19 protein-coding genes are annotated in these 24,974 nt (G+C 69.2%); 9 read left to right on the top strand and 10 right to left on the bottom strand.

Translation table 11 applies throughout. The features are described from left to right. Positions 1-10 precede the first annotated feature (10 nt). Positions 11-1,150 (top strand): hypothetical protein, encoded by a 1,140-nt coding sequence (locus ACVTJA_RS19575; protein ID WP_465838168.1) that lies wholly within the window; start codon positions 11-13, stop codon positions 1,148-1,150. A 67-nt stretch (positions 1,151-1,217) separates the two neighbouring features. On the opposite strand, the gene ACVTJA_RS19570 is transcribed toward ACVTJA_RS19575, so the two are convergent. The 4 genes from ACVTJA_RS19570 to ACVTJA_RS19555 form a co-directional block, all read right to left on the bottom strand. Further along, positions 1,218-1,580 (bottom strand): hypothetical protein, encoded by a 363-nt coding sequence (locus ACVTJA_RS19570; protein ID WP_465838167.1) that lies wholly within the window; start codon positions 1,578-1,580, stop codon positions 1,218-1,220. A 134-nt stretch (positions 1,581-1,714) separates the two neighbouring features. Beyond that, positions 1,715-7,756, bottom strand: coding sequence for an alpha-2-macroglobulin family protein (locus tag ACVTJA_RS19565; protein ID WP_465838166.1), 6,042 nt, complete (start codon positions 7,754-7,756; stop codon positions 1,715-1,717). A gap of 25 nt (positions 7,757-7,781) precedes the next feature. Beyond that, entirely contained in the window at positions 7,782-9,047 is a 1,266-nt protein-coding gene (ltrA, locus tag ACVTJA_RS19560) for a group II intron reverse transcriptase/maturase (RefSeq protein WP_465825123.1), read from the bottom strand. A gap of 783 nt (positions 9,048-9,830) precedes the next feature. After that, positions 9,831-10,469 carry an SAM-dependent methyltransferase gene (locus ACVTJA_RS19555; protein ID WP_465838164.1) on the bottom strand — a complete coding sequence of 213 codons (639 nt, stop codon included), beginning with the start codon at positions 10,467-10,469 and terminating at the stop codon, positions 9,831-9,833. Positions 10,470-10,546: 77 nt separating this feature from the next. Here ACVTJA_RS19555 and ACVTJA_RS19550 point away from each other — a divergent pair, with 77 nt between their 5' ends. From ACVTJA_RS19550 to ACVTJA_RS19540, 3 genes are all read left to right on the top strand, one after another. After that, the gene (locus ACVTJA_RS19550) at positions 10,547-10,969 is read left to right on the top strand and encodes a hypothetical protein (protein WP_465838162.1); all 423 of its coding nucleotides are present in this window, start codon (positions 10,547-10,549) and stop codon (positions 10,967-10,969) included. A gap of 63 nt (positions 10,970-11,032) precedes the next feature. Continuing rightward, positions 11,033-11,320: a hypothetical protein gene (locus tag ACVTJA_RS19545; RefSeq protein ID WP_465838160.1), complete on the top strand. Its 288-nt coding sequence runs from the start codon at positions 11,033-11,035 to the stop codon at positions 11,318-11,320. A gap of 137 nt (positions 11,321-11,457) precedes the next feature. After that, a complete protein-coding gene (locus ACVTJA_RS19540; protein WP_465838158.1) occupies positions 11,458-12,339 on the top strand; it encodes an NHL repeat-containing protein in 882 nt (293 codons plus the stop codon). Here the strand turns inward: ACVTJA_RS19540 and ACVTJA_RS19535 are convergent. From ACVTJA_RS19535 to ACVTJA_RS19525, 3 genes are read right to left on the bottom strand one after another with little or no spacing between them, the layout of a single operon-like run. Further along, positions 12,336-12,929, bottom strand: coding sequence for a hypothetical protein (locus tag ACVTJA_RS19535; protein ID WP_465838157.1), 594 nt, complete (start codon positions 12,927-12,929; stop codon positions 12,336-12,338). The two genes, ACVTJA_RS19540 and ACVTJA_RS19535, sit on opposite strands and share 4 nt — an antisense overlap. Before the next feature lie 8 nt (positions 12,930-12,937). Continuing rightward, positions 12,938-13,546: a hypothetical protein gene (locus ACVTJA_RS19530; protein ID WP_465838155.1), complete on the bottom strand. Its 609-nt coding sequence runs from the start codon at positions 13,544-13,546 to the stop codon at positions 12,938-12,940. After that, on the bottom strand, positions 13,546-14,031 hold the full coding sequence (locus ACVTJA_RS19525; RefSeq protein WP_465838153.1) for a nucleic acid/nucleotide deaminase domain-containing protein: 486 nt from the start codon (positions 14,029-14,031) through the stop codon (positions 13,546-13,548). The genes ACVTJA_RS19530 and ACVTJA_RS19525 overlap by 1 nt, the downstream gene beginning before the upstream one ends. Positions 14,032-14,135: 104 nt before the next feature. Between ACVTJA_RS19525 and ACVTJA_RS19520 the strand changes: the two genes are divergently transcribed. Continuing rightward, entirely contained in the window at positions 14,136-14,762 is a 627-nt protein-coding gene (locus ACVTJA_RS19520) for an SAM-dependent methyltransferase (protein ID WP_465838152.1), read from the top strand. Between the two features lie 61 nt (positions 14,763-14,823). On the opposite strand, the gene ACVTJA_RS19515 is transcribed toward ACVTJA_RS19520, so the two are convergent. Together ACVTJA_RS19515 and ACVTJA_RS19510 are read right to left on the bottom strand one after the other, a co-directional pair. Next, a complete protein-coding gene (locus ACVTJA_RS19515) occupies positions 14,824-15,915 on the bottom strand; it encodes a M35 family metallo-endopeptidase (protein WP_465838150.1) in 1,092 nt (363 codons plus the stop codon). A 343-nt stretch (positions 15,916-16,258) separates the two neighbouring features. Next, a complete protein-coding gene (locus ACVTJA_RS19510) occupies positions 16,259-17,401 on the bottom strand; it encodes an acyl-CoA dehydrogenase family protein (protein ID WP_465838148.1) in 1,143 nt (380 codons plus the stop codon). Between the two features lie 348 nt (positions 17,402-17,749). Between ACVTJA_RS19510 and ACVTJA_RS19505 the strand changes: the two genes are divergently transcribed. The 4 genes from ACVTJA_RS19505 to ACVTJA_RS19490 all read left to right on the top strand — a co-directional run bounded on the left by ACVTJA_RS19505 (position 17,750) and on the right by ACVTJA_RS19490 (position 23,796). Next, the gene (locus ACVTJA_RS19505) at positions 17,750-18,832 is read left to right on the top strand and encodes an efflux RND transporter periplasmic adaptor subunit (RefSeq protein ID WP_465840449.1); all 1,083 of its coding nucleotides are present in this window, start codon (positions 17,750-17,752) and stop codon (positions 18,830-18,832) included. 41 nt (positions 18,833-18,873) lie between these two features. Continuing rightward, on the top strand, positions 18,874-22,020 hold the full coding sequence (locus ACVTJA_RS19500) for an efflux RND transporter permease subunit (RefSeq protein ID WP_465838146.1): 3,147 nt from the start codon (positions 18,874-18,876) through the stop codon (positions 22,018-22,020). Next, a complete protein-coding gene (locus ACVTJA_RS19495) occupies positions 22,020-22,598 on the top strand; it encodes a MarR family winged helix-turn-helix transcriptional regulator (protein WP_465838145.1) in 579 nt (192 codons plus the stop codon). Before ACVTJA_RS19500 ends, ACVTJA_RS19495 begins: the two co-directional genes overlap by 1 nt. Positions 22,599-22,659: 61 nt before the next feature. Continuing rightward, positions 22,660-23,796, top strand: a complete 1,137-nt coding sequence (locus ACVTJA_RS19490) for a hypothetical protein (protein WP_465838143.1) — start codon at positions 22,660-22,662, stop codon at positions 23,794-23,796. Here ACVTJA_RS19490 and ACVTJA_RS19485 read toward each other — a convergent pair. Next, on the bottom strand, positions 23,762-24,934 hold the full coding sequence (locus ACVTJA_RS19485) for a CaiB/BaiF CoA transferase family protein (protein WP_465838141.1): 1,173 nt from the start codon (positions 24,932-24,934) through the stop codon (positions 23,762-23,764). The two genes, ACVTJA_RS19490 and ACVTJA_RS19485, sit on opposite strands and share 35 nt — an antisense overlap. Positions 24,935-24,974 lie beyond the last annotated feature (40 nt).

The following is a 24,974-nucleotide window of genomic DNA, read 5'->3' as shown; positions in this document are numbered from 1 at the left end:
CCCGCGCGCCATGCGTCTTCCCCTTCCCTTCCTTGCCCTCTGCCTCGCCACCACCCTGCCCGCCCTGGCGGGCCCGGGGGCCTTCGTGTCCGAAGTCCGCGTGGACGCGGTGGACCAGCCCGAGTCGAAGCGGGTGGTCTTCATGGTGGAGCCGGGCACGTCCTACCCGCTGCTGAAGAAGGGCGGCCCGGACCGCGCGTGGTGCAAGCTGAAGGGCCCCTCCGCGGAAGGCTGGGTGCTGTGTGCGGGCGCCCCCGAGGCCGCGGCCCCCAAGGCTCCGAGCGCCGCGGAACTGGCCGCCGCGGACCGCGCCAACTCCGAGCAGCAGGCGCGTGGCAAGGCGGAGCAGCAGGCCCGCTTCGCCGCCCTGGCGCGGGAGGACGAAGCGACGGACGAAGAGCGCGGAGACACCCGGTTCGCCGCCTCGCGCGGGGCCACGGTTCGCGCGGACTGGAAGCCGGCCACGGGCTGCGCGACGACGTGTGACACCCGGCCCCTCTTCGGCAAGCTGCCCGCGCTGTCGCCGCTGGACCGCGAGGTGCTCGACATGTGCCCCGCGCGTCCGGACGTCAGCGTGAGCGCGGGCGACGTGCAGCGCTTCTTCTCGCGGCACTACGACGACCCGCGCATCCAGCGTGCGCTGTCCATCGCCGGACGGCCGGGCGCGCGCCAGGGCAACATCGAGTGGCTCACCGGGCTGTGGGTGAGCACCGGCCCGCGCAACGCCTTCACGCACGTGTTCTGCGGCGACGACTGGGAGCGCGGCCCCATTGGCGGGCTGCACTTCCTCCCTCGCTATGCGCAGCTCGAGTCGGAGGGGAAGCTCTGCTACGGCGGCCCGGCACGCGGGGGCGGCGCGCAGAAGGGCGACCAGTACCTCATCAAGTACCGCGGCGTGGCGCCGTGGTCCTGCGGCGAGAAGCGGATGGGTGGCTTCTCGCGCTCGCCGGACGCGGTGGGCATGGTGGCCATCGGCACGCGGGCCTTCGCGCGGTGCTGCGCGCGCGGCGGGGCGAAGAAGGAGGGGGGCGTGTACTCCGCGCCGGACCTGGGTGGCTCGGCCTGGCGCATCTGGTGCGGCACGCGCAACGGCACCTACGGCATCGCCACCCTGCACCCCACCGACGAGAAGCCCACCTGCGGGGACTGAAGTCCGGCCCCCTGAATCACACCGTGGCCGCGCGGAAGGCGCACGGCCACGGTGCTCGAGTCACGGCTCAGCAGGTCTGCCGGCACACCCCAACGGACGAGCTCGGGCGGACGGTGGAACTGCTACCGCAGGCATACTGCTGCGCGCCGCACTCCTGGCGGTAGTAGTAGGCCGTGGAGCCCACGTAGTACTTGTATTGCTTGCACTCCCAATAGCTCCACGTCCACTGGCCCGGGCACGTCGCGCTGGAGAAGCCACCACTGCCCCAGTCGCGACAGGCCTGCGAGTACGAGCCCACCTGACACACGGATTGCTCCGCCGTACCGACGTCCCCGGACTCCAGCTCCCCCGCGTCCATTCCTCCGCCACAGGCGGAGGCGCAGGCCACCAGCACTCCCAGGAACAGCGGACGCACGACTTGCTTCAACATGGGTCGACCCCCTCGGTCTGGCCCGCCGCCCGGCACCGGGCGGCAGGTGGAGGTCACCCTACGGGGAATGCGTGTTTTAACGGGATTAAGCGCAATTAAATCTCAGCCGGAACCCCGTTACCCCTACAGCGCCCCTACTTCGCCGGCCCCACGGTGAGCACCGCGCCGGTGGAGTACGCGGTGAACTCGGGCGCGTACATGGACTGCACGGTGGCGGGGCCCACGCGGAAGGTGCCGGCCATGTTGGCGCGCAGGCGGTACTTGAAGGTGTATTCACCCGCGGGCAGCCACTCGAAGAAGAAGTTGGTGCCCGAGTCGCGCGTCTCCTCGTACCAGACGATGCCCAGGTCCCACTTGTGGCGAGACTGCGCGTTCTCCGGCTCCAGACCGGCGGCGCGCGGATCTCTCAGGTGCACGTACTCCGCCGCGTGCTTCGTGCGCAGCGAAATCTGCACCTCCACCTCGTCACCGGGGTTGAGCACCGCGCCCTCGGCGAGCGGCTGCAGCACCGCCTCGCGCCCCTCGCGCTCGCGCCGGAAGTAGCGCCGGGACACCTGGAAGAAGTCGCCGCGCTCCTCCTCCGGCAGCTTCTCCGTGGAGAAGTGCCACGTGGCCGAGGCGAAGGCGAAGCCCGGCGTCGTCTTCTCCACCACCACCGAGCTCATGGTGGCCGGATTGATTTCAGGCCCCGGCACCACCACCTGGTTCTTCTTCCCCGTGTACACGTCCGGCGCGAACTCCATCTGCACCACGCGCGGGCCCACCGTCACCTTCGCGTCCTCGCGCACGCCCAGCGCCCCTTCCGCCTGGAGGTACTTCACCAGCGCGTAGAGCGCCTCGGCCGTGGCGCGCGTGGACTTCCAGTGGTTGAGCTTCTTGTCCAGCAGCAGCCACTGCACCAGCCCCTCGCGGCGCGGGTCCTTGGGCCGCAGCTCCGTGAGCGTGCGCAGCGCGAAGGCGTGCGTCTCCGTGGTGTCGTTGTACCAGAGCCAGCTCCGGTCCTCGGGGGCCCAGTACGTGCCCAGCTCCTCGCTCGTCTTCGCCGAGTCCATGACGCTGTCCCAGACCTTCAGCGCGTCCTTCCCCTGCCCCGCGCGCTTCAGCGTCAGCGCGAGGTAGCCCTTGAGATACGGCGAGTGCTGCTTCCAGTGCTTGTAGCTGAAGGCCAGCATCCGCTCGCGCTCGGACGCGGTGAGCGCGTCCCCCGTGTAGCGCTCGCTCGGGTACGTGGAGGCCACGTAGTTGAGGAAGGTGAGGAACTCCCAGCCCACGCCCTTCTTCATCAGCTTGTCGGCGTACTCCTCGCGGAAGTGCCGCGCGAGGTAGCCCCACGCGTTGCGCGTCATCTCCGGAGGCACCTCCACGCCGTACTCCATGGCGCGCGACAGGCCGTGGAGGATGTAGAGCGTCATGTACGGCGACGGCGGGCCGCCCGGCCACCACGGGAAGCCGCCGCTGGACGTCTGCGCCTTGCGCAGCTTGGCCATCGCGGAGGTGCGCTCGGCCGTGGCCACCTTCGGGTCCAGCACGCGCACCAGACTCACGTCCGTCTCGGGGCCGCCCTTCGCCATCTCCAGCCAGGGCGTCTCCTCCAGCGCCATCTTCCGGTTGGGGTCCGCCTGGTCGAACGTCTCGAAGCGGGTGGGACGCTCGCTCAGCGTCTTCGCCATCTTCGCGACCTCGGGATACTGGCCGTAGAGGCTGGCGAGGATGCCCGCCGAGACGAAGCGGTTGAGCGTCTGCTCCGTGCACTCGTAGGGGTAGTCCATCAGGTACGGCAGCGACTGGAGCGCCGCGTAGAAGAGCTGCGCGTCCACCGTGACGACGAGCTGCTCGTTCACCCGCGTCGGGTCTCCGCCCGCGCGCAGGTCCTCGAACTTCATCGTCTTGGACGACTTGCCCTTCAGCGTGACGAAGCGCGACTGCGCCAGGTGCATGCGGCCGGGCAGCACGGGCAGCGGGCGCAATTCACCGTCGCTCAGGTTGCCGGCGCGAGCCTCCACGCGGAAGGCCACCTGCCCCACCTTCGCGGGCGCGGTGAGCGCGAAGCGCAGGTTCGTGCCCCGGCCCGCCGCGACGTTGAAGCCCTGCGACGCGCTCTTCACGCCGAAGTCCGCGAGCAGGCTCTTCTGCGTCTGCGCATCCACGATGTCGAGCGTGAGCGTGCCCTGCTGCGGCTTCTCCGCCGCGTTGTTCACCACCACCTCGAGCACGGCCCTGTCGCCCTCGCGCAGGAAGCGCGGCACGTACGGCCGCACCATCAGCTCCTTCACGCTGCGGGTGGTGCGCTGCACCGAGCCGCCCTTCAAGTCCCGGGTGATGCCGTGCACCCAGACGCTCCACGCCGTCACCGAGTCCGGCACGGTGAACTCCAGCGTGGCCGAGCCGTCCGCCCCCGTGAGGAGCTGCGGCACCCAGAAGGCCGTCTCCGCGAAGTTGGAGCGCAGCCCCTCGCCCGGCGAGGCCTGTCCGCCCTGCGCCTTGTCGGCGGCCTTGGACTCCTCCCGCATCACCATCGTCGACGCCTCACCCGGCGGCGCGGGCGGCGGCGGAGGCGGCGTGGCGCTGGCCTCCGCATCCTCCATCGGCTTCGCGGCGCTCGGAGCAGCGGACATCCGCTTGCGCTGCAGGCCACCACCGAAGCTTCGGTAACGCCGCGCTCCCGGACCTCCCAGCCCATAGCCCTCCTCGAAGCGCAGCGAGTCTTCCTCGGGCGGGTTCCAGCCCCGCGCCTCGCCGTAGTCCCGGTTGACGACCCACTGCGCGCTGGCCATGGAGAGCGACGGGCGCAGGTCCACCGGCGCGGCACGGAGCGGGTACAGCGCCGCGACGCTCGGCGGCAGGTGCGGGGCGAACAAGTCGAGCGACTGGTCGTACATGTACGCGAGCAGCTCGGCGGCCCCGGCCTCCACCTTCGCCCCCTTGGGGCCCTTCACCGTCACGCGCCATGTCTCCTTCGCGCCGGGGCGCAGCTTGTCGCGGAACGTGGCGAACTCCAGGCTCAGCTCCTTGTCGTCCCACGGGACGAACACGGACGAGGAGAAGCCCAGGTACTGCCAGTCACGCACGGCCACGAGCACCGCGGTGAAGCCGCCGCGCAACTCCTCCGTCACCGGCACCTCCACCACCACCGGCGCCTTCCCGCCCGTGAGCGCCTTGCGCAGCACGCGCTTGTCGCCCTGGTACACGTCCAGCACCAGCGGCTGCCCCTCGAAGCCGGAGAAGGCCAGCAGCCGCGCCACCTCACCCACGTGCACGGTGTCGCGCTCCAACACCAGCGAGGCCGGCAGCTCGATGGGCGCGGCCTCACCGGCCACCAGGATTTCGCGCGCCACGGTGAACGTCTGGCCGAAGGCGTCCGTCGTCTCGTAGTGCAGCCGGTACGCGCCGGCCTTCAGCGCGGGCAGCTTCACGCGGGCCACGCCCTCCGCGTCGTGCTGCACGGCGCCCTTCGCCTGCTCCGCGCCATCCTGCCAGCGGGCCAGGGTCTGCTTCGGCGAATACTCCCTGTCCCAGCGCGGCTGGAGCGCATCGCCCGGCGTCGGAGTGCGCACCGCCTCCGGGTCCACCTCCACGGCGGGCGGCTCGACGATGGGCTCGTCGGCGGGCATGAGCGGCTTCGAGGGCTGCTTCAGCGCCACCAGCCGCCAGCGGCCCGGGCCGGGCTGCGGCACGCCGTCCAGCGTGCTGCGCACCAGCTTCACCTCGGGGGCCACGCCCTCGCGGAAGAAGCCCTCGTCCGCGTCCACGCGTCCCTCCACCGCGACGAAGCCCAGCCGGAAGGCACGCTCCGCCGAGCGCGTCTCGCCGCCCTCGTCCGTCGCGTCCGCCTCGATGCGGTAGCGCCACGTCAGGCCCGGCGTGCGCGCGGAGCGCTCGTCCGCCTCGGGGGTGAAGTTGATGGAGAAGCCGCCGTCCTCGCCCAGCGAGGCCGTGCCGGACGCCACCACCTGCCGCTTCACCGGCATGGAGGAGCGCTCCCACCACCACCACCAGGGCAGCACCGGCTCGCGGAAGGCGCGCCAGCGCACGGTGCCAGACGCCACCGGCAGCCCGAAGTAGTAGCGCGCCTCGCCCTTGAAGGTGGCCGGACGGTTGAGACGCAGCGGCGAGTCCGGGTCCTTCAGCGTCACCTCGAAGGTGGGCCGCTTGTACTCCTCCACGCGGATGCCGGCGAAGCCACCCGACGACACCTGCACGGACCAGCCGCCCAGCAGGCGCCCGGTGGGCACGGTGAACTCGCCCGCCGCCGAGCCGAACCCATTCGTGCGCACCTCGCGCTTCTCCACCGCCTCGCTGTTGGGGTCCACCAGCGTCACGACGAGGCTCTCGTCCGGCAGCGTCCGGTAGCGCGCCTGGTCACCGCGTCCGCGGAAGGCCACCACCTTCCAGAGCACCTTCTGCAGCGGGCGGTACACGCTGCGGTCGGTGAAGACGAGCGCCGCGGTGCTCTCCCCCGGCTCGCCCCGCTCGTAGAAGGTGTAGCCGCTGGGGTGGAGCAGCGTCTCGCGCCCGCGGCCCGCCACCAGCAGGTAGTTGGAGTACTGCTGACCCTTCGGCGCGTTGAAGGACACCTCTCCCTGCGGATTCGTGGTGGCGCGGGCCACCTCGCGGAAACCCTTGCTGTAGTCGGTGAGGATGAGGCGCACCGGCACCTCCGACGCGGGCCGGCCGGACTCGCCCAGCACCACGCGCGCCTCCACCAACGCCCCCGTGCTGCGCGTGATGACGACCCACGGCGACACCGTCAGGAACACCGCCTGCACGCGGTTGTTCGAGGTGCCGAAGTCCTCACGCGCGGAAGCCGCGATGATGTACGTGCCCGGCTGCTCCAGCGGCGGCGTGACGAAGGTGCGGTGCTCGCGGAAGTCCTGCGTCGCCGGCAGCTTCTCGCTCCACGAGGCCACTGGCTTCTGGCCGCTGAAGGTGCGCAGCAGCGCCTCGCCGTACGGCAGGATGTTGTAGTCGTCCACCTTCGCCAGCCGCGACTCCAGGTCGAAGGCATAGACGCGGAAGTACAGCACCGGCACGTTGCGGTGGGTGACTTCCACCGAGCGCCGTCGAGGCCCGTCCGACTGCATGGACGCGAGCCGGAAGTCCGGTGCCTCCAGCGCGCTCACCAATGCATCGCAGCGCCGCGCGCCCTCCGACTTCGGGTACGCCTCCACGCAGGCCTTGGCCAGCCCGTGCGCCTTCACCGGGTGCCCCGCGCGGTTCTCCAGCTCCGCGAGCTGCCCCTGCCCCATGCTCCACCACTCCACGTCGCGGAAGGGCACGAGGAACGCGGCGAGGCTCTGGCGGATGCGCGTCTGGTCGTCCGACTCGGAGAAGTGAGAGGCGAGCACCTCGTAGCGCTTCAGCCGCGCCTCCAGCACCGCCTCGCGCCGGCCCGCCGCGCGGTGCCACGCCTCCAAGTCACCCAGCACCACCGCCACCTTCACCAGCGGGTGGAGATTGGGGTCCGTCAAGTCACCGGTGGGCGTGCCCTCCATCAGCGCGCGCAAATCCAACCGATAGACTTCGTTGGCGTGCTCCGGCCTCCAGTGCGAGCTGTCCGCGAGCACCTGCACACGCAGGTACGAGACGGCGTCGCGCAGCGTGGAGCGGATGCGCTCGGGATAGGTGTTGGGGCGGATGTACTCGGACAGCACCTTCACCGGCTCGGTGCCGAGCTGCGCGCGCTGCTTCCACACGTCCTCGTAGGCGCGCTGGGCCTCGGTGAGGATCTGCTCGTACGTCCACGACTTGAGGTCCACCGGACCGGTGGAGGCCACCGCCTCGCGCTGGCGAATCTCCCAGCCGTACGCCTGCGCGTAGGTGACGAGCGACTGCGCGTAGAAGAGGTTCAGCGTCGCGCGGGGCAGCACGCCCTTGGGCCAGGGCTGCTCGCGCAGGAAGCGCACCGCCGTCTCGTAGCCATGTAGCGCGGTGCGCAGTTGCACCGTGCGCACCAGGGCCCGCGCCCACTCCGCCTCGTCACCGCCCTTCTTCGCCTGCTCGAGGCGCGCCTCGGCGCCCTTCGCGGCCTCCTCCACCTTCTGGTCGTCCACCAACGCGTCGATGGCCTTCCACGTCGGAGGCGCCTTCCCCTGCGCCAGCGAGGGCGAGGCGGTCAGCAGCAGGGACAGCAGCAACAGGGCGACAGAGGACGCTCGGCTCCAGGGAGTCCAGTGCATTGGTAGATGGGTGGCGCGGTGACGCTCAAGCGTTCCGTTTCCACCCGCCTCCTTTCAAACCGTGCATGCGGATTTCCCGCACACGGCTTAACGATGGTTGTTCACGTTGCAGCTTGCACGGCTTGGGGTAGCGGATGGTTCCGCGCAATCGGTGCAGGCCGTGTCCCTCAAACCACTCACGCGTCCATTGATTCACCTGCCCGGGCCTCAGCTTGCGCCCGTACCGGCGGACCATGAAGCGCGTCAGCTTCCGCTCTACATACTTGTCGAGCTGGGCGAATTTCCGGGCCGCATTCCCGGTGCGGAAGTAGTTGCCCCATCCTCGGAGCACGGGATTCAGGGCGGCGATGACCACCCGCACGTCCTTCACCCCGCCAAGCCTCGCGTCCGTCAGCTCCTTCGTCCTGGCTCTCACCCGCACCATGCTTCTCTTCGAGGGCCACCGGTGGAGGTAGTAGCGGCGTATCCGCTTCTCTTCCCACAGCTTCCCCGACATCCGCTTGTGCAGGTGGCAACCCAGGAAGTCGAAGCCTTGCTTCCCGTCGCTCAGCTCCACCTTCCGCGTCTTCTCCGGGTGCAGCGTCAGCTTCAACCGCTCGAAGAGACTTCTGACTCTCCGCTCGGCTTCCTCGACTGCCTCGCGGTCCTTGCACAGCACCACGAAGTCATCCGCGTACCTCACCAGTTCGCCCACCCGTGCGCACTGGCGCTGCCATTCGGAGTCGAAGTCGTGCAGGTAGATGTTGGAGAGCAACGGGGAGATGACTCCCCCCTGCGGCGTCCCCGAGATTGTCTCGGAGTGCCGGCCCTCCTCCATCACCCCTGCGCGGAGCCAGCCACGCACCAGCTTGAGGACCCTCCGGTCGCAGACACGGGCCTCCAGCCGCTCCATCAGCAACCCCTGGTCGAGGCTCCCGAAATAGTCGCGGATGTCCGCATCCAGCACGAAGTCCCGTCCGCCGTTGGTCTTCTCGCGGATGGTCTCCAGCGCCTGCAAGGTGCCCAGCCGGGGCCGAAAGCCGAAGGACGAGGGCAGGAAGTCCGCCTCGAATATCGGCTCCAGCACCAGCTTCGCCGCCATCTGCGCGACGCGGTCCTTGACCGTCGGAATCCCCAACGGCCGCAGCTTCCCGTCCGCCTTGGGGATGTACCGCCTGAGTACCGGCGGGGGCCGGTACCGGCCTGCGTGGAGCGCGTCTTGAAGCTCACTCAGCAGCTTCTCGACGCCGTACCGCTCCACCGCCTCCAGCGTGACGCCATCCACGCCAGCGGCGCCCTTGTTTCGTTGCACCCGCCTCCACGCCTCCCACAGGACGTCACTCCGGTGGATTCGGTCAAACAGCGCGTGGAAGCGGCGCCCCTTCTGCTGCTTGGCTGCGACGTAGAGCTTCCTCTGGAGTCGTCGGACTTTCTCGTCCGGCCCTTGCCGAACGGGGTGATTGGGTCCGGTGAGCCGAACCATGCCCTCGCCCTTACCTCCCGCTGAAGCCTTACCAAAGCAGGGCCCCTTCCCTCCGGAGGCGTTATTCGTCGCCTCCCTCCCCGGTACTACGAGCCCCTCGGACTCCCGCTGCGCTCCGCTCGCTTTCGCCTTCGGCTTATACGCGCGGCCCTTGCCGGACGTCGGCTGCGCAGACGGGCCTCTCGTGTTCCGCACCCTTCCTTCAACGCGTGCTGCGCCCTCTACCCCGCCGAGACTCCGCGCGTATCCGGACTTGCCCGCGCTTCGCATGGCCTTCGCCGCGACATGCCCGGCTCGGCTCTCGGGTTGTAACTGTGACGAGGCGGCAGGCTTCACTTGATGTTGCGGCCCGCGTTGTTGCTCCCCTCCCACGACTTTCGCCGTGGAGGGCTTTTGACACCACGCTTCACCTTCGGACCTCTCGACCCTCGGTGGTGGTCTGCTACCGGGCTCTCCGGTGATTACCCGGACGGGACTTTCACCCGCTGGAACGGTGCAGCATGGCACGCCCTCTTCGTCGGGGCTTTCCGACGGACCTGCGGCTGTGCCTTCACGACGCACCATGGGCGGCACTCTAGACACAGCCGCCCGCCGAATCGTTCCACAATGAACTCAGGTTGCAGCGGGCGCGGGGGCCTTGCGGCGCAACCCCACCAGGTAGACCTCCATGCTCGCGCCGCGCGTGGCCTCGGGACGCACCACTTTCACTTCCTCAAAGAGTGCGCGGACCTGATTGCGAAAATCCTCGAAGTCGCCGCCCATGAAGACCTTGGCGACGAAGGACGAGCCGGGCCGGCCGCGCGTGGCGGCCACCTCCAGCGCCTTGCCCGCGAGCCGCAGGCTGCGCGCCTCGTCCGTGGCCTTGATGCCGCTCGTCTTGGGCGCCATGTCGGAGATGACGGCGTCGAAGGGCCCGTCGTACATCTCCTTCAGCTTCGCGTCGAAGTCGTCCGCGAGCACGTCCAGCACCGCCGTCTGCACGTGCCGCTGCGTGAAGGGGCGGATGGCAACGATGTCCACGCCGATGACGCGACCCGAGGGCCCCACCGCGTCCGCCAGAATCTGGAGGAAGCCGCCCGGGGCCGCGCCGAGGTCCAGGACGACGTGCCCCTTCTTCACCATGGGGAAGCGCTTGATGAGCTCGTCGACCTTGAATGCCGAGCGGGCGCGTAGCCCCTCTTGCTTGGCCTTCTGGAAATAGTGGTCTTTAGGACGGTAGGGCTTGCCCATGTCAGGGGGGCTCCCTAGCATCCGCTACTGTCTTCGGGAAGCCGGAGCGGTCGCGGGTGTGTAGACCCGCGCAAAGGCCAGTCCGGAGGACGTCGAAAATGGGCACCCGGAGCGTGACTGCGGCGCTGTGCATCTCCCTGCTGTCCGCCGGTGTGGCGGGGTACTGCTACACGCGCTCGGACGCCCTGCAGGTGCAGGGACAGTGGCTGATGGAGCGTGGCACCGCCCAGGCCCAGGAGTACGCCACGAAGTTGGACGGCACGGCGGCGGACGCCCAGCTCAAGTCCTTCGCGGAGCGCCGGGCCGTGCTGGAGCGCGCGCACCGGTGGCAGCGCGGCATGTTGCTGGGAATCCTGGCGTCGGTGCTGGCCGCGGTGTCCGCGTACATGCTCTTCCTGCTCAAGCGGCTGGACGACCAGTTGCTGGACGCCACGGGCGAGCTGCGCCCGTCCGCGCCCCCGCCTCCCGTGCCCGTCTCCCCGGAGCGCACTCCGGCGCTCGTCTCCAGCCCGCAGCGCTGAAGACTCCCGCGCGCCTGTGCCGGCTGGCACAATGGCGGCCCCTTCTCTCTCTTGGAGGTGGCCATGCCCGGCTGCGCGCACTGTGGACGCCCGCTCGACATCATCGCCAACCAGGTGGGGAGGCGCGACGCGTGTCCCGGCTGCGGCGAGGACATCCGCTCGTGCCGCAACTGCCGGCACTTCGACCCGGGCGTGGCCAAGGAGTGCAAGGAGCCCTTCGCCGAGGTGCCCAAGGACAAGGACGGCGCCAACTTCTGCGAGCTGTTCCAGATTGGCGAGGGCGGCCTCCACGAGAAGGAGAGCCGCGACGCCATGCTGAACGCCGCGGAGGCCCTGTTCCGGAAGAAGTGAGCACCCGGAGGGCCCGCGACTCGAGGAACTCGCGCGTCCTGCCGTTCCACTGAAGAGGCAGTGAGTCCCGGCGACCCCAAGCGGGTCAGCATTATTGCATCTTTCCAGTGTTGACGTTTGAACACTAGGCTCCGGGGATGCACCTGGAACGGCGTCACTTCTTGCGGCTCTCGGCGGTGGGAGCCGCCTCGTTCATCCTGCCCGTCGCGGGCACCGGCTGTGCCGGCGGCTCACCGGGGGCCGCGGCGCTCCAGGTTGGCGGGGGCGATGCGCTCCTCTACTTCGACACCCTGGGACAGGTCCTGGAGTTGCGGCCGCGAGAGCACCGCGTGGTGGTGCGCGACGCGAGCGGCGTGGAGGTGGCCACGCTGGGGGGCTTTGGCCGAGGGACGACGGAGCTGAATGGTCCGGCCGCGCTCGCGCTGGGGACGCAGGGGCGCGTGTACGTAGCGGACCGGGGCAACCACCGCGTGCAGGTCTACACGCGTGACGGCGCGCACGTGGGCCAGGTGGGCCGAGCGGGCAAGGAAGCCGGGCAACTCCTCCGCCCCGCTGGCATCTGCGTGGACGCGCAGGGACGGCTGCTGGTGGCGGACTCGCTGAACCACCGTGTGCAGGTGTTCTCCGCGGAGGGCACATGGCTGGGCCTGTTTGGCGCAGGCGAGTTGCAGTTGCCACGCGGCATCGCGTCAGGGCCGGACGGGCGCATCCACGTGGTGGACTCCGGGAATGCGCGCGTCGTGGTTTACGACGAGGCGTTCAACGGCGTGGGGAGCTACGGGCACTTCGGGCGTGAGGGCTCGGGGATGATGTGGCCTCGCACCGTCGTGGTGGACAGCGCGGGCACGGCGTACGTGGCGGACTCCACCTGCAACGCCGTGCATGTCTTCGACGCGGCGGGAGACTTCGTCGAGCGGATTCCGCTCCAGCGTGAGAGCGGCCCGGCGGCGGCGGTCCACCTCGCCCTGTCTCCGACGGGAGAGCTGAAGGTGGCCGCGCGCGCCGGCAGACCGAACTAACGCGGCTTCGGCGAAGCCATCTTCGGATACTTGAAGAGCCGCGCGTGGACGCGCCCGCACGCGTGGCACTGGAACACGTTGAAGCTCATGTAGGGCGCCCGGCCCGCGCGCACGCACTCCAGTGTGGTCGTCCAGAAGTTGTTGTAGCGCGGATCATCCAGAGCCTCGGACGTGAGTCGGATGTGGCTCGCTTCCCACCGGGCCAATTCCGGCGCGGTGGGATTGACCAGCGTCAGCACCGCGAGCCGCTGGCAGCACACGGGCCAGCGGTCCGGAGACCACTCCGCGCCCACGCCGAGAGTCCCGGACAGGCGGGCCTGCTGCGCCTCCAGCGTGCCCTCGGGTGGCACACGAGCGTCCGGGTCGATGGGCGCCACGCGAGCACGGGCGAACAACTCCGGCGTCACGGGGATGGCGACTCCGCCCTCGTCAGGGCGGAAGGGCTCTTCCTCCCGAGCATTCTCATACGCGAAGCGCGACCACTGACGCCGCTGCCTCCACACGCGGTCGGCCACCCACGCATGGGGAGATGACTCATCGAGCTCCGGCTCGACGATGTGCCAGGGTGCTTCGCTTTCGGACTCCGACATCGCGATTCTCAGCGAACCGGGGGTCCGCCGACGGCTACCGCGGACCCGAGGAATGGGAGGACGCTCGAGAAGCCCTTGGGCGGCGGAGTGACGACGTCGGGGCCGGCCTCGCCCCACTGCGTGATTCCGTGCGGAAGCAGCCGCGCCAGGTCACAGCGCTGGCCGTCGAAGTCGAACTCCGTGCTCCACACCAGCTTCGCCGTGAAGACATTGAGCGAGAGCGCCCGATGCGAGGCGGGCGGACCGGCGAATGCGCCGCCCGCGACGACGCTGACTCGGCGGAACGTGGCGATGTGCTGGCCGTCGGAGAACGAGTCCGGGTTCTCGAAGGATGCACCCGCGTGCTTCGCGCTCTTGAGATAGAGGTGGAAGTCCCCCACCACGTCGAGACTCAGCGACAGGTTGCCGTTCGTCACCTGCCTCGCGGTGAAGGGCTCGGAGCGGAACGTGAGCCGCGCCGTCGTTTCACTCGGGCTCTTCGGGTCCGTGAAGAGCGGGCCCTGGAGTCCCTCCAGGTGGAGGAAGTAGCCCAGATCCTGGGACGTCTTCCCGTCCGAGGACAGGTAGAAGCGGCCCGTCACGTACCACGCCACGCTCGCGGCCATGAGAGGTGTCATCAGAAGTTCTTCGCCTCCTGCTTGAGCTGGTCGATGGAGCTCGAGCGGATGCTCTTGCTCGCATGATCAGTGCCCGAGGGATACGGGAACGAGTAGTAGACGGGCGTCTGCGCACCGTGCTCGCCGTGGTTCGTCAGGAAGTTCTCCACGGTCGCTTGACAGTTGCGCATGCCGCTGCCGGTGCCACAGCACTGCAGCTCCGTGTAGAGGTACTCCACCGTCTTGCCGTTGGCCTCCAGGGCGTAGCAGTCGATGAGCACCTGCTCCGCGTGCTTCGCGTACCCGAGCCCGACACCGCCCACCATGGAGGACTCGCTCATCTGCGCCATCCAGGTGCCATCGGTGAACTTGAGATACGCCACGCAGCGGCCGCCCATGGACATGTTTCCGAAGAGGTTCGGATAGCTGGCGAGCTGCGTCCGGTAGTTCCCAGCCTGCTCCGCGACCGGGTTGTTGTACGCGACCTGGATTTCATTGAGTGCCATGAGCGATTCCCCCGGGCGCCGGGCGCCAGCGAAGACCCCAATCCTACCGGCACGGGAGCACGCACGTACAGGCAGCGGGCCCGAACACCCGCTAACGTCGGGCCATGGCCGCCGTGGAACCTGAAGCCCTCCGGGACGAGGTGCGTCGCGGAACGCTCCGCGGCGCGGCGCTCGCCTCGATGCTGGAGTCACTGCCCGAGGCAGAGCGTGACGCGTGGGTGGAGCGCCTGCTGGGAATCACCGCCGCGCCAGGTACGGAGCACACGGGACAGGGTGAGCTCATCGGCCACCATGCGAGCGGAGTGGGTGCCCTGCTCCACCTCGTCCGCGACGTGCCCATCCGCGCCAGTGATGTCTTCGTCGACCTCGGCTCCGGGCTCGGCAAGGCCACTCTGCTGGTGCATCTGCTGACCGGAGCGAAGGCAATCGGACTGGAGTTGGAGCCCGCGCTGGTGGACGCCGCGAGTCAGCGGGCCCGGGCTCTCGGCCTCACTGATGTCACATATGCGCAAGGAGATGCACGCGAGGCCGTGCCAGAGGGCTCCATCTACTACCTCTACCTGCCCTTCACCGGTGCAGCGCTCGATGCGGCCATGGAGCGCCTCGAAACGGCCACACGGGGACGTACGGTGGTGGTGTGCACGCTCGGGCTGGACCTGTCGCGTTGGCGCTGGCTGCGTGCTCGCGAGTCCTCGGACTTCTGGACGAGCATCTACGACCGCATGCCCTGAAAAGCGAAGGGACGGGAGCAACCATCGCCCCCGTCCCCGCGAATCACATCACACCGTCAGCTCAGTTCTGGAACGGCGTGTTCTCCGCGAAGTACTCGTGGTTGTCCGCGTTATCCAGCGCGTTGTCCGGGTTGGAGATGGCCAGCGACTTCGCGCCGCTCTGGCCGTAGACGTGATCATCCGTGCCGGCCACCGCGTTGAAGTGGCTCATCTCGTGGATGAGCGTGCCACCCTTGGAGTCGGTGCCCGTCAGCGGCGCGGACCAGAAGGCCTTGCACACGTAGATCTTGTACGGCTGCGTCGGGTAGACGTAGGCGTAGTAGGTCTTCTTGCAGCTGCAGTCGACGGTGATGGGCTTCGTGTCGAACGCGTCCTTGATGGCCACGAAGTGCGACTTCGCCGTGTTCCACCGCGTGGACGTGTACGCGCCGAACCACGTGGTGTAGCGCGGCGTGCCCGAGCCCGTGCCCGCCAGGTAGCCGTTCGCGTCGTTCGCCATCGTGCTGGCCGCGTTCAGCGCCTGGGTGATGGTGGCCTGCTGCGTGGCATCGCAACGGCCGCTGAACGTAATCGCGCCCAGCGTCGTGACATCCCCCGGAGCAGCGGCGGCCTCGCGCGCCACGCGGCCCTCCACCCACAGGTCCACGCTGTTGGAGGCGAACGCCGTCACCGAGCCGTGCTGCTGCGCGGCGTAGCTCACGCGGTAGGTGCCCGTGCGCGACAGGTCATAGAAGGCCGACAGCGACACGGTGCGCGTCAGCGTCTCGCCGGGGGCCAGCGTGAGGTAGTCGCTGTCCTGCGGGGCCGGGCGCTTGTAGTGCGGGCCCGTGAAGGCGACGGCCTGGCCGTCCACCGTGACGTCGAACAGCGCCTCCTCGACGTCGTCCGCCGGAGTGGCCCACTTGAGCAGCCGCGCCGCGCGCGCACCGTCATTGCGGAGGGTGACGCTGACGAGGACGTCCTCGCGAGCACTGAGCGAAGCCTTCGGCACCGACAGGCTCACGGAGATGTTGCTGGCCTCGTTCGACTCCGGCGTGGCCACCGGCGCCTCGCTCGCGGGGGCCTGCTCCTCCGGCGCGCACGCACCGAGGAGAGACGCACTGACCAGCCACCCGGCCAGCCATCGGGAGGGAACGCGAAGACGCTTGCTCATGCAGGGGCTTCCTTGTGTTGAGGGTTGCCCGGTGGCGGCGGGGACGCAGCCGGGGTGGGCCCTCTAGAGCAAGCCTCGCGCCAACTTCCCGCCTGTGAGGGAACGCGGGGTTGGCGCGCACGAGCCCGTCACACTGGAGCATCCACGCTCCAGGCCGGGCGTAAATAAACACTACAATTCAACTCACGGAAGGGCGAGTCCCCAGCAATCCCGGGCATTTGTGCGGGTGGTCAGGTGACCTGGAACAGGTCAGCCCTCCGTCCCACGATTGCAACAGCCTCACGGGCACCAACGCCCGGGAGCCACATGCACGCGCACGGCCCCCGGGAAACAGCCCCAGCCTCTAGAAGCCGTAGAGCTTGGAGAGGATCTCCTTCATCACCTCGGAGGTGCCGCCGCCGATGGTGATGAGGCGCACGTCGCGCCACATGCGGGCGATGGGCGTCTCCTCGACGTAGCCCATGCCGCCGAAGAACTGCTGGCAGTCGTAGGCCACGCGCTGCGCGAGGTCTCCGGCGAACAGCTTCGCCATGGAGATCTCCTTCACCGCGGGGACTTCCTTCCGGTCGTACACGTCCACCGCGTGGTAGGTGAGCCGCTTGGCTGCTTCAATCGCCGTCAGGTGCTCCACGAACTTGTGGCGCCACACCTGGAACTTCAGCAGCGGCCGGCCGAACGCCTCGCGCTCGTTGCCGTAGCGGATGGAGTCCTCCACCATCCGCTCCATGCCGGCCACGGTGGTGATGGCGCCCACGAGCCGCTCGCCCTGGAAGTTGGTCATGATGGAGTAGAAGCCCTCGTTCTCCTCGCCCAGCACGTAGCGGCGGGGGATGCGGCAGTCCTCGAAGTAGAGGACGGCCGTGTCCGAGGACAGGTTGCCCACCTTGTCCAGCTTCTTGGAGACGCTGAAGCCCTTCACGTCCGTGGGGAACGTCACCAGGGAGATGCCGCCGTAGCCCTCGCCGCCCGTGCGCACCGCCAGGGTGATGAAGTCCGCGCGCGTGCCGTTGGTAATCCACATCTTCGAGCCGTTGATGACGTAGTCATCCCCGTCCCGGCGCGCCGTCGTCTTGATGCTGGCCACGTCCGAGCCACAGCCCGGCTCGCTCACGCCCAGCGCGGCAATCTTCTCGCCCTTGAGCGCCGGCTCGAGGAACTCGCGCTTCTGCTCGTCGGTGCCAATCTCGTTGATGATGGGCGTGGCCATCTGGCTCTGCACCAGCAGCGCCATGTTGACGCCCGCGTTGTAGCTGCGGCTCAGCTCCTCCGCGAAGGCCGTCACGTACCAGTAGTCCAGCCCGCTGCCGCCGTACTTCGGGTCGTGGTTGATGCCGAAGAAGCCCAGGTCGGCGGCCTTCTTGAACAGCTCGCGCGGGAAGATGCCCGCCCGGTCCCACTCCAGGCCGTGGGGCGTCATCTCCTTCTCGACGAAGGCCCGCACCGTCTTGCGGAAGGCCTCGTGCTCCTCGGTAAACGGATTCGGCATGCGCGTCCTCAGTTGGGGGGAAGAAATTGATTCTTGAGGCAACAACAGGGTTGATTCTTGAGTCAATAACAAGGACTCGGAGCCCACAAGCATCGTCCCGGTCACAACCGGACGCCCCTCCCTCGGGGAAGGAGACGCTCCAACGCCCCGCAGCGCTCTGGGCCTGCCTGCTTGTACGGTGGACCTCAATGGACCGCGCACAAGATAGTCCGCTTCCCGGAGTATCTCCTTGACAGACAGTACAGAGACTGTAGTTTCCGCAGCGCAGAATTTCCAAAGAGCAGACGCTGCGGACGCCGGCAGGGGCGCTATCCGCGCGGCAGGAGCAGGAAGACCGTGATTCGACGCATGTGGATGGCCGCGGTGGTGGCGACGGTGGTGATGACGGGGTGCGCCAAGGGCCATGACAAGCCGGCCCTTCCGGCCGAGCAGGGCCCCGCGGCGATGGGTGTGAAGGCGATTACCCCCGCCACCGAGCTGAACGCCAACGTCACGCGCGTGACGGGTCAGGTTCGCTCCAAGCAGGAGGCCACGCTGAGTGCGCAGGCCACCGGCACCATCGCGAAGATGAACGTGAAGGTGGGCGACAAGGTGAAGAAGGGCCAGGCCCTGGCCGTGCTCGACACCTCCAACGTCGTCATCGGCGTGGAGCAGGCGCGCGCGGTGAAGCAGGCGGCGGACGCCGCGCTGCAGCTCGCCACGTCCAACCTGGAGCGCGCGCGCAAGGTGGCCGAGGGTGGCGGCATGGCCGCGGCGGCCCTGGACCAGGCGGAGATCGGCCAGAAGCAGGCGGCCGCCCAGGCGGCCCAGGCCGGCGCCGCGGTGAAGATGGCGGAGGAGAACCTGCGCGACATGGCCATCATCGCGCCCTTCGACGGCATCATCACCGCGCGCATGAAGAACATCGGCGACACGGTGGCGATGATGCCGCCCACGCCCGTGTTCTCCCTGGTGGACACCACGGGCCTGGAGGTCCGCGCGCTCGTCCCCGAGTCCGTCGTGGACAAGGTGAAGCCCGGCTCCAAGACGTCCGGCACCGTGAGCCCCAGCGGCATGCGCTTCGAGGTGCAGGTCGCCACGGTGGGCGCGGTGGTGGACACCAGCAACCGCACCGTGGAGGTGCTGGCGGACGTGGTGGGCGAGACGGCCTCGCCGCTACGCCCCGGCTCGCTGGTGGAGCTGGACTTCTCGTCCGTGGGTGAGGCCGACGACAAGGGCCTCTTCCTCCCCGCCCAGGCCGTGAATGCCAAGGGCCAGGAGGGCTTCGTGTGGGTGGTGCAGGACGGCACGGTGCGCAAGCGCGACGTGCGCGTCGAGCGCGTGCTGCCCGGTTACGTCCGCGTCCTCCAGGGACTGGGTGCCGACGAGCGCGTGCTCGCCGACTCCTCCCTGGACGTGAAGGAGGGCACGGCCGTCCGCGTGGTGCAGTGACGCCTGCCCTCCCCTCTCATGACCTTTTTGGGAGCTCCTGAATGAGCCCGCTGAAGACATTCATTTCCCGCCCCATCTTCACCGCCATGCTGATGCTGGCGGTGGTGGTGTTCGGCATCAACGCCTATCCGCGCATCGGCGTGGACCAGTTCCCCGACGTGGACTTCCCCGTCGTCACCGTGACGACGGTGCTCCCGGGCGCCGACCCGGAGACGATTGAGAAGAACGTCAGCGACCCGCTGGAGGAGGCGCTCAACACGCTCAACGGCGTGGAGCAGCTGCGCTCCATCAACGTGGAGAACGTGTCGCAGGTCGTCGTGCGCTTCGGCCTCGACACCAAGGTGGACATCGCCGCGCAGGACGTGCGCGACCGCGTGCAGGCCACCCTGAGCAAGCTGCCGGAGGAAATCGAGACGCCGGTGGTGGAGAAGTTCGACATCGGCGCGCAGCCCATCATGACGCTGTCCTTGTCCGGTCCGCTGCCCATCGAGGTGCTGACCAAGACGGCCGAGGACGTGGTGAAGCCGGCGCTGCAGCGTCAGCCGGGCGTGGGCAGCATCGACGTGACGGGTGGCCGCGAGCGCGAAATCCAGCTCGTGGTGGACCCGGAGCGGCTGCGCGGCTTTGGCCTCGCCATCAGCGACGTGAGCCAGGCCGTCAAGGCGCAGAACCTGGACGTGCCGGGTGGCCGCACCATGGACAGCGGCCGCGAGCGCGTGGTGCGCCTCACGTCCGAAGTGAAGAGCGTGGAGGAGCTGCGCAACCTCATCATCGCCAGCCCCAACGGCGCGCCGGTGCGCGTGCGCGACGTGGCGGACGTGGTGGACGGCCCGGCGGAGGCCCGCTCGGGCGCGAAGTTCGGTGACCGCGGCGCGGTGGCGCTGGTGGTGCGCAAGCAGTCCGGCTCCAACACGGTGCAGGTGGCCGAGCTCGTCAAGGCGTCGCTGGCGGAGATCAACAGCCAGCTGCCGCAGGGCGCCAAGGTGGAGATGGTGTCCGACAACGCGCGGTTCATCCGCTCGTCCATCGCCGCGGTGCAGTTCGACCTGGTGCTCGGTGGCTTCCTCGCGGTGCTCATCGTGCTGGTGTTCCTGCGCAACCTGAACTCCACGCTGGTGGCGGCAATTGCCCTCCCGGTGTCGGTGGTGGGCACGTTCGCCGTCATGGCGGCGCTGGGCTTCACCTTCAACATCGTCACGATGCTGGCGCTGACGCTGTCCATCGGTCTGCTCATCGACGACGCCATCGTGGTCATCGAGAACATCGTCCGTCACCTGGAAGAGGGCGCGACGCCCATCCAGGCAGCGCAGGAGGGCGCCGGTCAGATTGCCCTCGCGGTGCTCGCGGTGACGCTGGCCATCGTGGCGGTGTTCATCCCGGTGGCCTTCATGGACGGCATCATCGGCAAGTTCTTCTACCAGTTCGGCGTGACGGTGGCCGTGGCGGTGATGATTTCGTACGCCGTGTCCATGACGCTGACGCCCATGCTGTCGTCGCGCATGCTGAGCCACCACGGCTCGCCCACGGGCGTGTCCGCGGCGGTGGAGAAGGTGCTCGTCGCCACGGAGTCCGGCTACCGCACGCTGCTGGCGGGCATCCTCAAGCGCCGCGCCCTGACGCTGGTGGTGGCGGTGGGCGTGCTCTTCGCCACGTTCGGCCTCGCCCGCTTCCTGAAGTTCACCTTCATCCCCGAGCAGGACAACGGCAACATCAAGCTCGCGGTGGAGCTGCCCATCGGCTCGACGCTGCAGGAGACGACGGCCGAGCTGGACGCGCTGTCCGCGCAGGTCGGCGCCCTCCCCGGCATCTCCTCCACGTTCGCCACCGTCGGCGGCGGCGTGCAGGAGGAAGTGCACAAGGGTGAAATCATCGTCAACCTCGTGCCGGTGAAGGAGCGCGGCTTCACGCAGATGGAGCTGAAGAGCTACCTGCGCCGCATCATCCACCCCCGCCAGGGCGTCAACGTCACGGTGCAGGACATCACCGGCGTGGCCGGCGGCGGCTCGCGCTCGCAGGCGGTGCAGTTCAACCTGCGCGGTGACAACTGGCAGGAGCTGATTGCGTCCGCGGAGAAGGTGCGCCAGGAGATGCTGAAGAACCCGGGGCTGGTGGACGTGGACCTCACGTACCGCTCCGGCAAGCCGCAGTACGACGTCGAGGTGGACCGCGAGCGCGCGGCCCAGCTCGGCGTGCCGGCGGCGTCGCTGGGCGGCACGCTGCGCGCCTTCCTTGGCCGCGACAAGTTCGCGGACTATCGCGAGGGCGGCGACACGTACGAGGTGAAGCTGCGTCTGCCCGAGGCGACGCTGGCGGACCCGGAGGCACTGGGCAAGCTCACCGTGCGCGCCCCGAGCGGGCAGCTGGTGGAGCTGCGCAACCTGGCGAAGATCACCCCGGCCGACGGCCCGGTGCAGATCGACCGCGAGGCGCAGAAGCGGCAGATCACGCTGCTGGCCAACCTGAACAGCGGCTACGCGCTGAGCGAGGCCATCACCTTCCTCAACACCCTCGCGGCCAAGGAGCTGCCCAAGACGGTCATCTACGACTTCGAGGGTAACGCCAAGGAGCTGGGCAAGTCGGTGGCGTCGTTCGGCTCGGCGCTGCTCCTCGGAATCATCCTCATCTACATGATTCTGGCGGCGCAGTTCGAGAGCCTCATCCACCCCTTCACCATCATGATGTCGCTGCCCTTCGCGCTCATCGGCGCCATTGGCGCGCTGCTCATCACCGGGCAGGCCATGTCGATGTTCGCCCTCATCGGCATCATCATGCTCATGGGCCTGGTGGTGAAGAACGGCATCCTCCTGGTGGACTTCACCTTGCAGCTGCGCGAGCAGGGCAAGACGGCCACCGAGGCGCTGCTGCAGGCGGCTCCGGTACGTCTGCGCCCGATTCTGATGACGACCATCGCGATGATCGCCGGCATGGTGCCGGTGGCGATTGCCCGCGGCGACGGCGCGGAGACGCGCGCGCCCATGGCCATCACCATCATCGGCGGCCTCATCACCTCCACGTTCCTCACGCTGGGCGTGGTGCCGGTGGTGTACTCGCTGATGGACCAGCTCACGGAGAAGCTGAAGCGCCGCCGTGGTCCGGGCCTCGCCCCGGGTACGGGGGCGCCGCACGCGGGCCCGCATGGTGAACCCAAGCCGGGAGTCGCCGCGGCGGCCCGGGTGGAGACGGCCTGATGCGGCGGCCGGACGACAAGCCGGCCCTGCGCGTGCAGCCGCTCGCCCCCGCGGGCGAGCCGGAGCAAGAGCTCCACGAGGAGGGAGACCCGGCGGACGAGGGTCTCCCTTCCGGGGTGGACGAGGACAGGTCCACCCCGAAGTCCCGCCGGCTGCACGAGCTCGTCGTGCAGCTCGGCCGGTACCGCTCGCTGAGGGATCCGCTCCACGACATGTGCGAGGACCACCAGCTCACGCCGACGCAGGTCCATGCGCTGATGTGGCTGGGCAATGATGGCCCCACCAACGTGGGCGTGCTGGCGCAGCGCGTGGGCATCACGAAGAAGACGATTACGGGCGTGGTGGACCGGCTGGAGGACATGAAGCTGGTGGAGCGCGCCCGGGACGCCGAGGACCGGCGCGCCGTCGTCGCGCGGCTCACCGAGCAGGGAGCGGCGCTGTATCGCCAGCTCAACAGCAGCGTGAACGAAGGACTGCGGCGCCTGCTGGAGATGATGGAGCCCGATGACCAGGAGGCCCTGTTCGGCCTGCTGGAGCGGATGCTGAAGCGGCTTGCCAGCCGCGAGCAGGTGGTGTGAGAGACTGAGGGCGCGCGCCGACGGGACTTCCGGCTGGCGCGCGTTCCGCTTTCCGCCGCGCATGCGCCTCGCTGTCATCCTCATTGCTGGACTGGTGGCGCCGGTTGCCGGTGCCGCAGGTGAGGCCCCTGCCCCACCGTCGCTGCTGGCAGCCCGATGCCGCGCGTGGGCCGCGGACGCGCGCAATCCCTGGGCCCTGGCCCACGGCATGGTGCTGGACGGACAGAATTTCCGCGCGAGTGGCGGACGGCCCGCGGCGGACGTGGTGGTGGCGGACTTCCTCCACCGCCGGCCTCGCGACGCCGCGCAGGGCACGGACGTCTTCTTCGACGCGTACACGCAGGACGGCACGCCGGTGGACCCCCACCCGGCCCTCCAGGTGAAGACGCTGCTGCTCGCCGGCTACCCGCTGTCCCAGCGCTTCGAGGCGTCCTGGGGACCGGTGACGCTGCGAGAGCTGGTCGAGGACCTGAAGCGCGACTTCCGTCCAGCGCTTGCCTCGTCACCGGACAGCGCCTGGACGCTGGACGCGCTGTCCCTGGTACTGAAGCCCGGTGCCACCTTCCGCGACGGCACCGGTGCCACCGTGCGCTTCGACGCGGTGATGGAGACCGCGCTCACCACGCTGGAGATGGCGAATGCCGAGCTGCTCGCGGGCCTGAAGGCCGGCCGCGCCGAGGTACCCAAGCGCGGCCAGGGCATCTACGCGCACCCGTGCGGCGGGCTGCACTTCTTCCAGGCGGTGGCCGGCTGGGCGCGACACCCTTCCGTGCGCAAGGCGTGGCGCAAGCGGCTGGACGCGCAGGTGGACGTGCTGCTGTACCGGCTGGACTCGGAGACGCGGCAGTACGAGACGGCCCTCGCCTCCGCCCCCGCGTACCGGCTGCCGCTCCTCGTGCAGATGCTGAAGTTCCACGGGCACCTGCTGGAGACACTGGGGCGCTACCGCGATGACACCGGTTGGAAGCCCACGGACGCGCAGCGCCAGACGGTGGAGCGCGCGCGCACGTACCTCGAAGGCACGGTGCGCCGACTGAGCGAGCTCGGCGCGTTCAACGAGTTGCCGTCCATCGCCGCGAAGGACCGGCAGCTCGCGCTGGACCTCGTGGGCGACACCTGCCACGCCGCGCACGGCGAGGCGCTGTGGAGCGAGCGGCCCGGCGTCAGTGTCCCAGGCGCTTCAGCTCCTCGTCGGTGAAGCCCGCTTCCTTCAGCACCTCGCGCGAGTGCTGTCCCAGCGCGGGCGGCTCGCGCAGCGGCGTGTCCCCCATGCGCAGCGGCGTCAGCAGGTGTGTCACCTTGCGCCCCAGCCGCGCATCCTCCGCATCCACGAAGAGGCCCCGCGCGCGGAGCTGCGCGTCGTTCTGCACCTCGTCCCCTTCCGCCACCGCCTCGACGCACAGGTCCGAGCCCGCGAAGCGCTCCTGCCAGTACGCCAGCGGGTGCTCCGCGAACATCCGCGTCAGCTCCGCCTTCACGCGCGCCCCCGCCTCGCCCGGCGCGTACGCGTCCTCCATCAGGTCCATGCGCTCCAGCTTCGCCAGCACGCCCGCGAAGAACTTCGGCTCCAGCGCGCCCACCGCGAGCCATCGGTCATCCGCCGTGCGGTACAGCCCGTAGCACGCGTACCCGCCGTTGAGCGGCTCGCGCCCGCGCCGCAGCGGCCCGCCCTCCGTGCCCATGAAGAGCCGCGACGCCAGGTGCATGTGCAGGAAGGCCACCGCCCCGTCCGTCATCGACACGTCGACGAAGCGCCCCTTCCCCGTGCGCTCACGCTCGTGCAGCGCCGCGAGGATTCCCACCAGCGCGAAGAGACTCCCTCCGCCGATGTCTCCCATCTGCACGCCCGGAAACGCCGGCGCCCCATCCGCCTCGCCGCCGTAGCCGATGAGCCCCGCACGGGAGACGTAGTTCAAATCGTGCCCCGCCTTCAGCCGGTCCGGCCCCGTCTGCCCGTAGCCTGAAATCGCGCAGTAGATGAGGCGCGGGTTCTCCGCGCGCAGCACCGCCTCGCCCACGCCCAGCTTGTCCATGACGCCGGGCCGGAAGCTCTCCACCAGCACGTCGTAGCCGCGCACCAGCCGCTTCAGCGCCTCGCGTCCCTCGGGCGTCTTGAGGTTCAGCGTCACCGAGCGCTTGTTGCGGTTGAGCCCGTAGAAGAGCCCGCTCACGTCGTCGCGCAGGGGCGGCATCTGCCGGACGTAGTCGCCGCCGTCCGGCTCCTCCAGCTTGTCCACGGTGGCCCCCAGGTCCGCCAGCACCAGCGTGGCGTAGGGCCCGGGCAACAGGCGCGACAAGTCCAGGACGCGCAGGCCGGAGAGCGGAAGCGACGACATGGGATTCTCCAGGAGGAGCTCAGGGGTGGAAACGACAGCG

It is taken from the genome of Pyxidicoccus sp. M6, assembly GCF_055568925.1.
The sequence above is the reverse complement of the archived record's forward strand: the minus strand, read 5'-3'. Positions and strand labels throughout refer to the sequence as shown.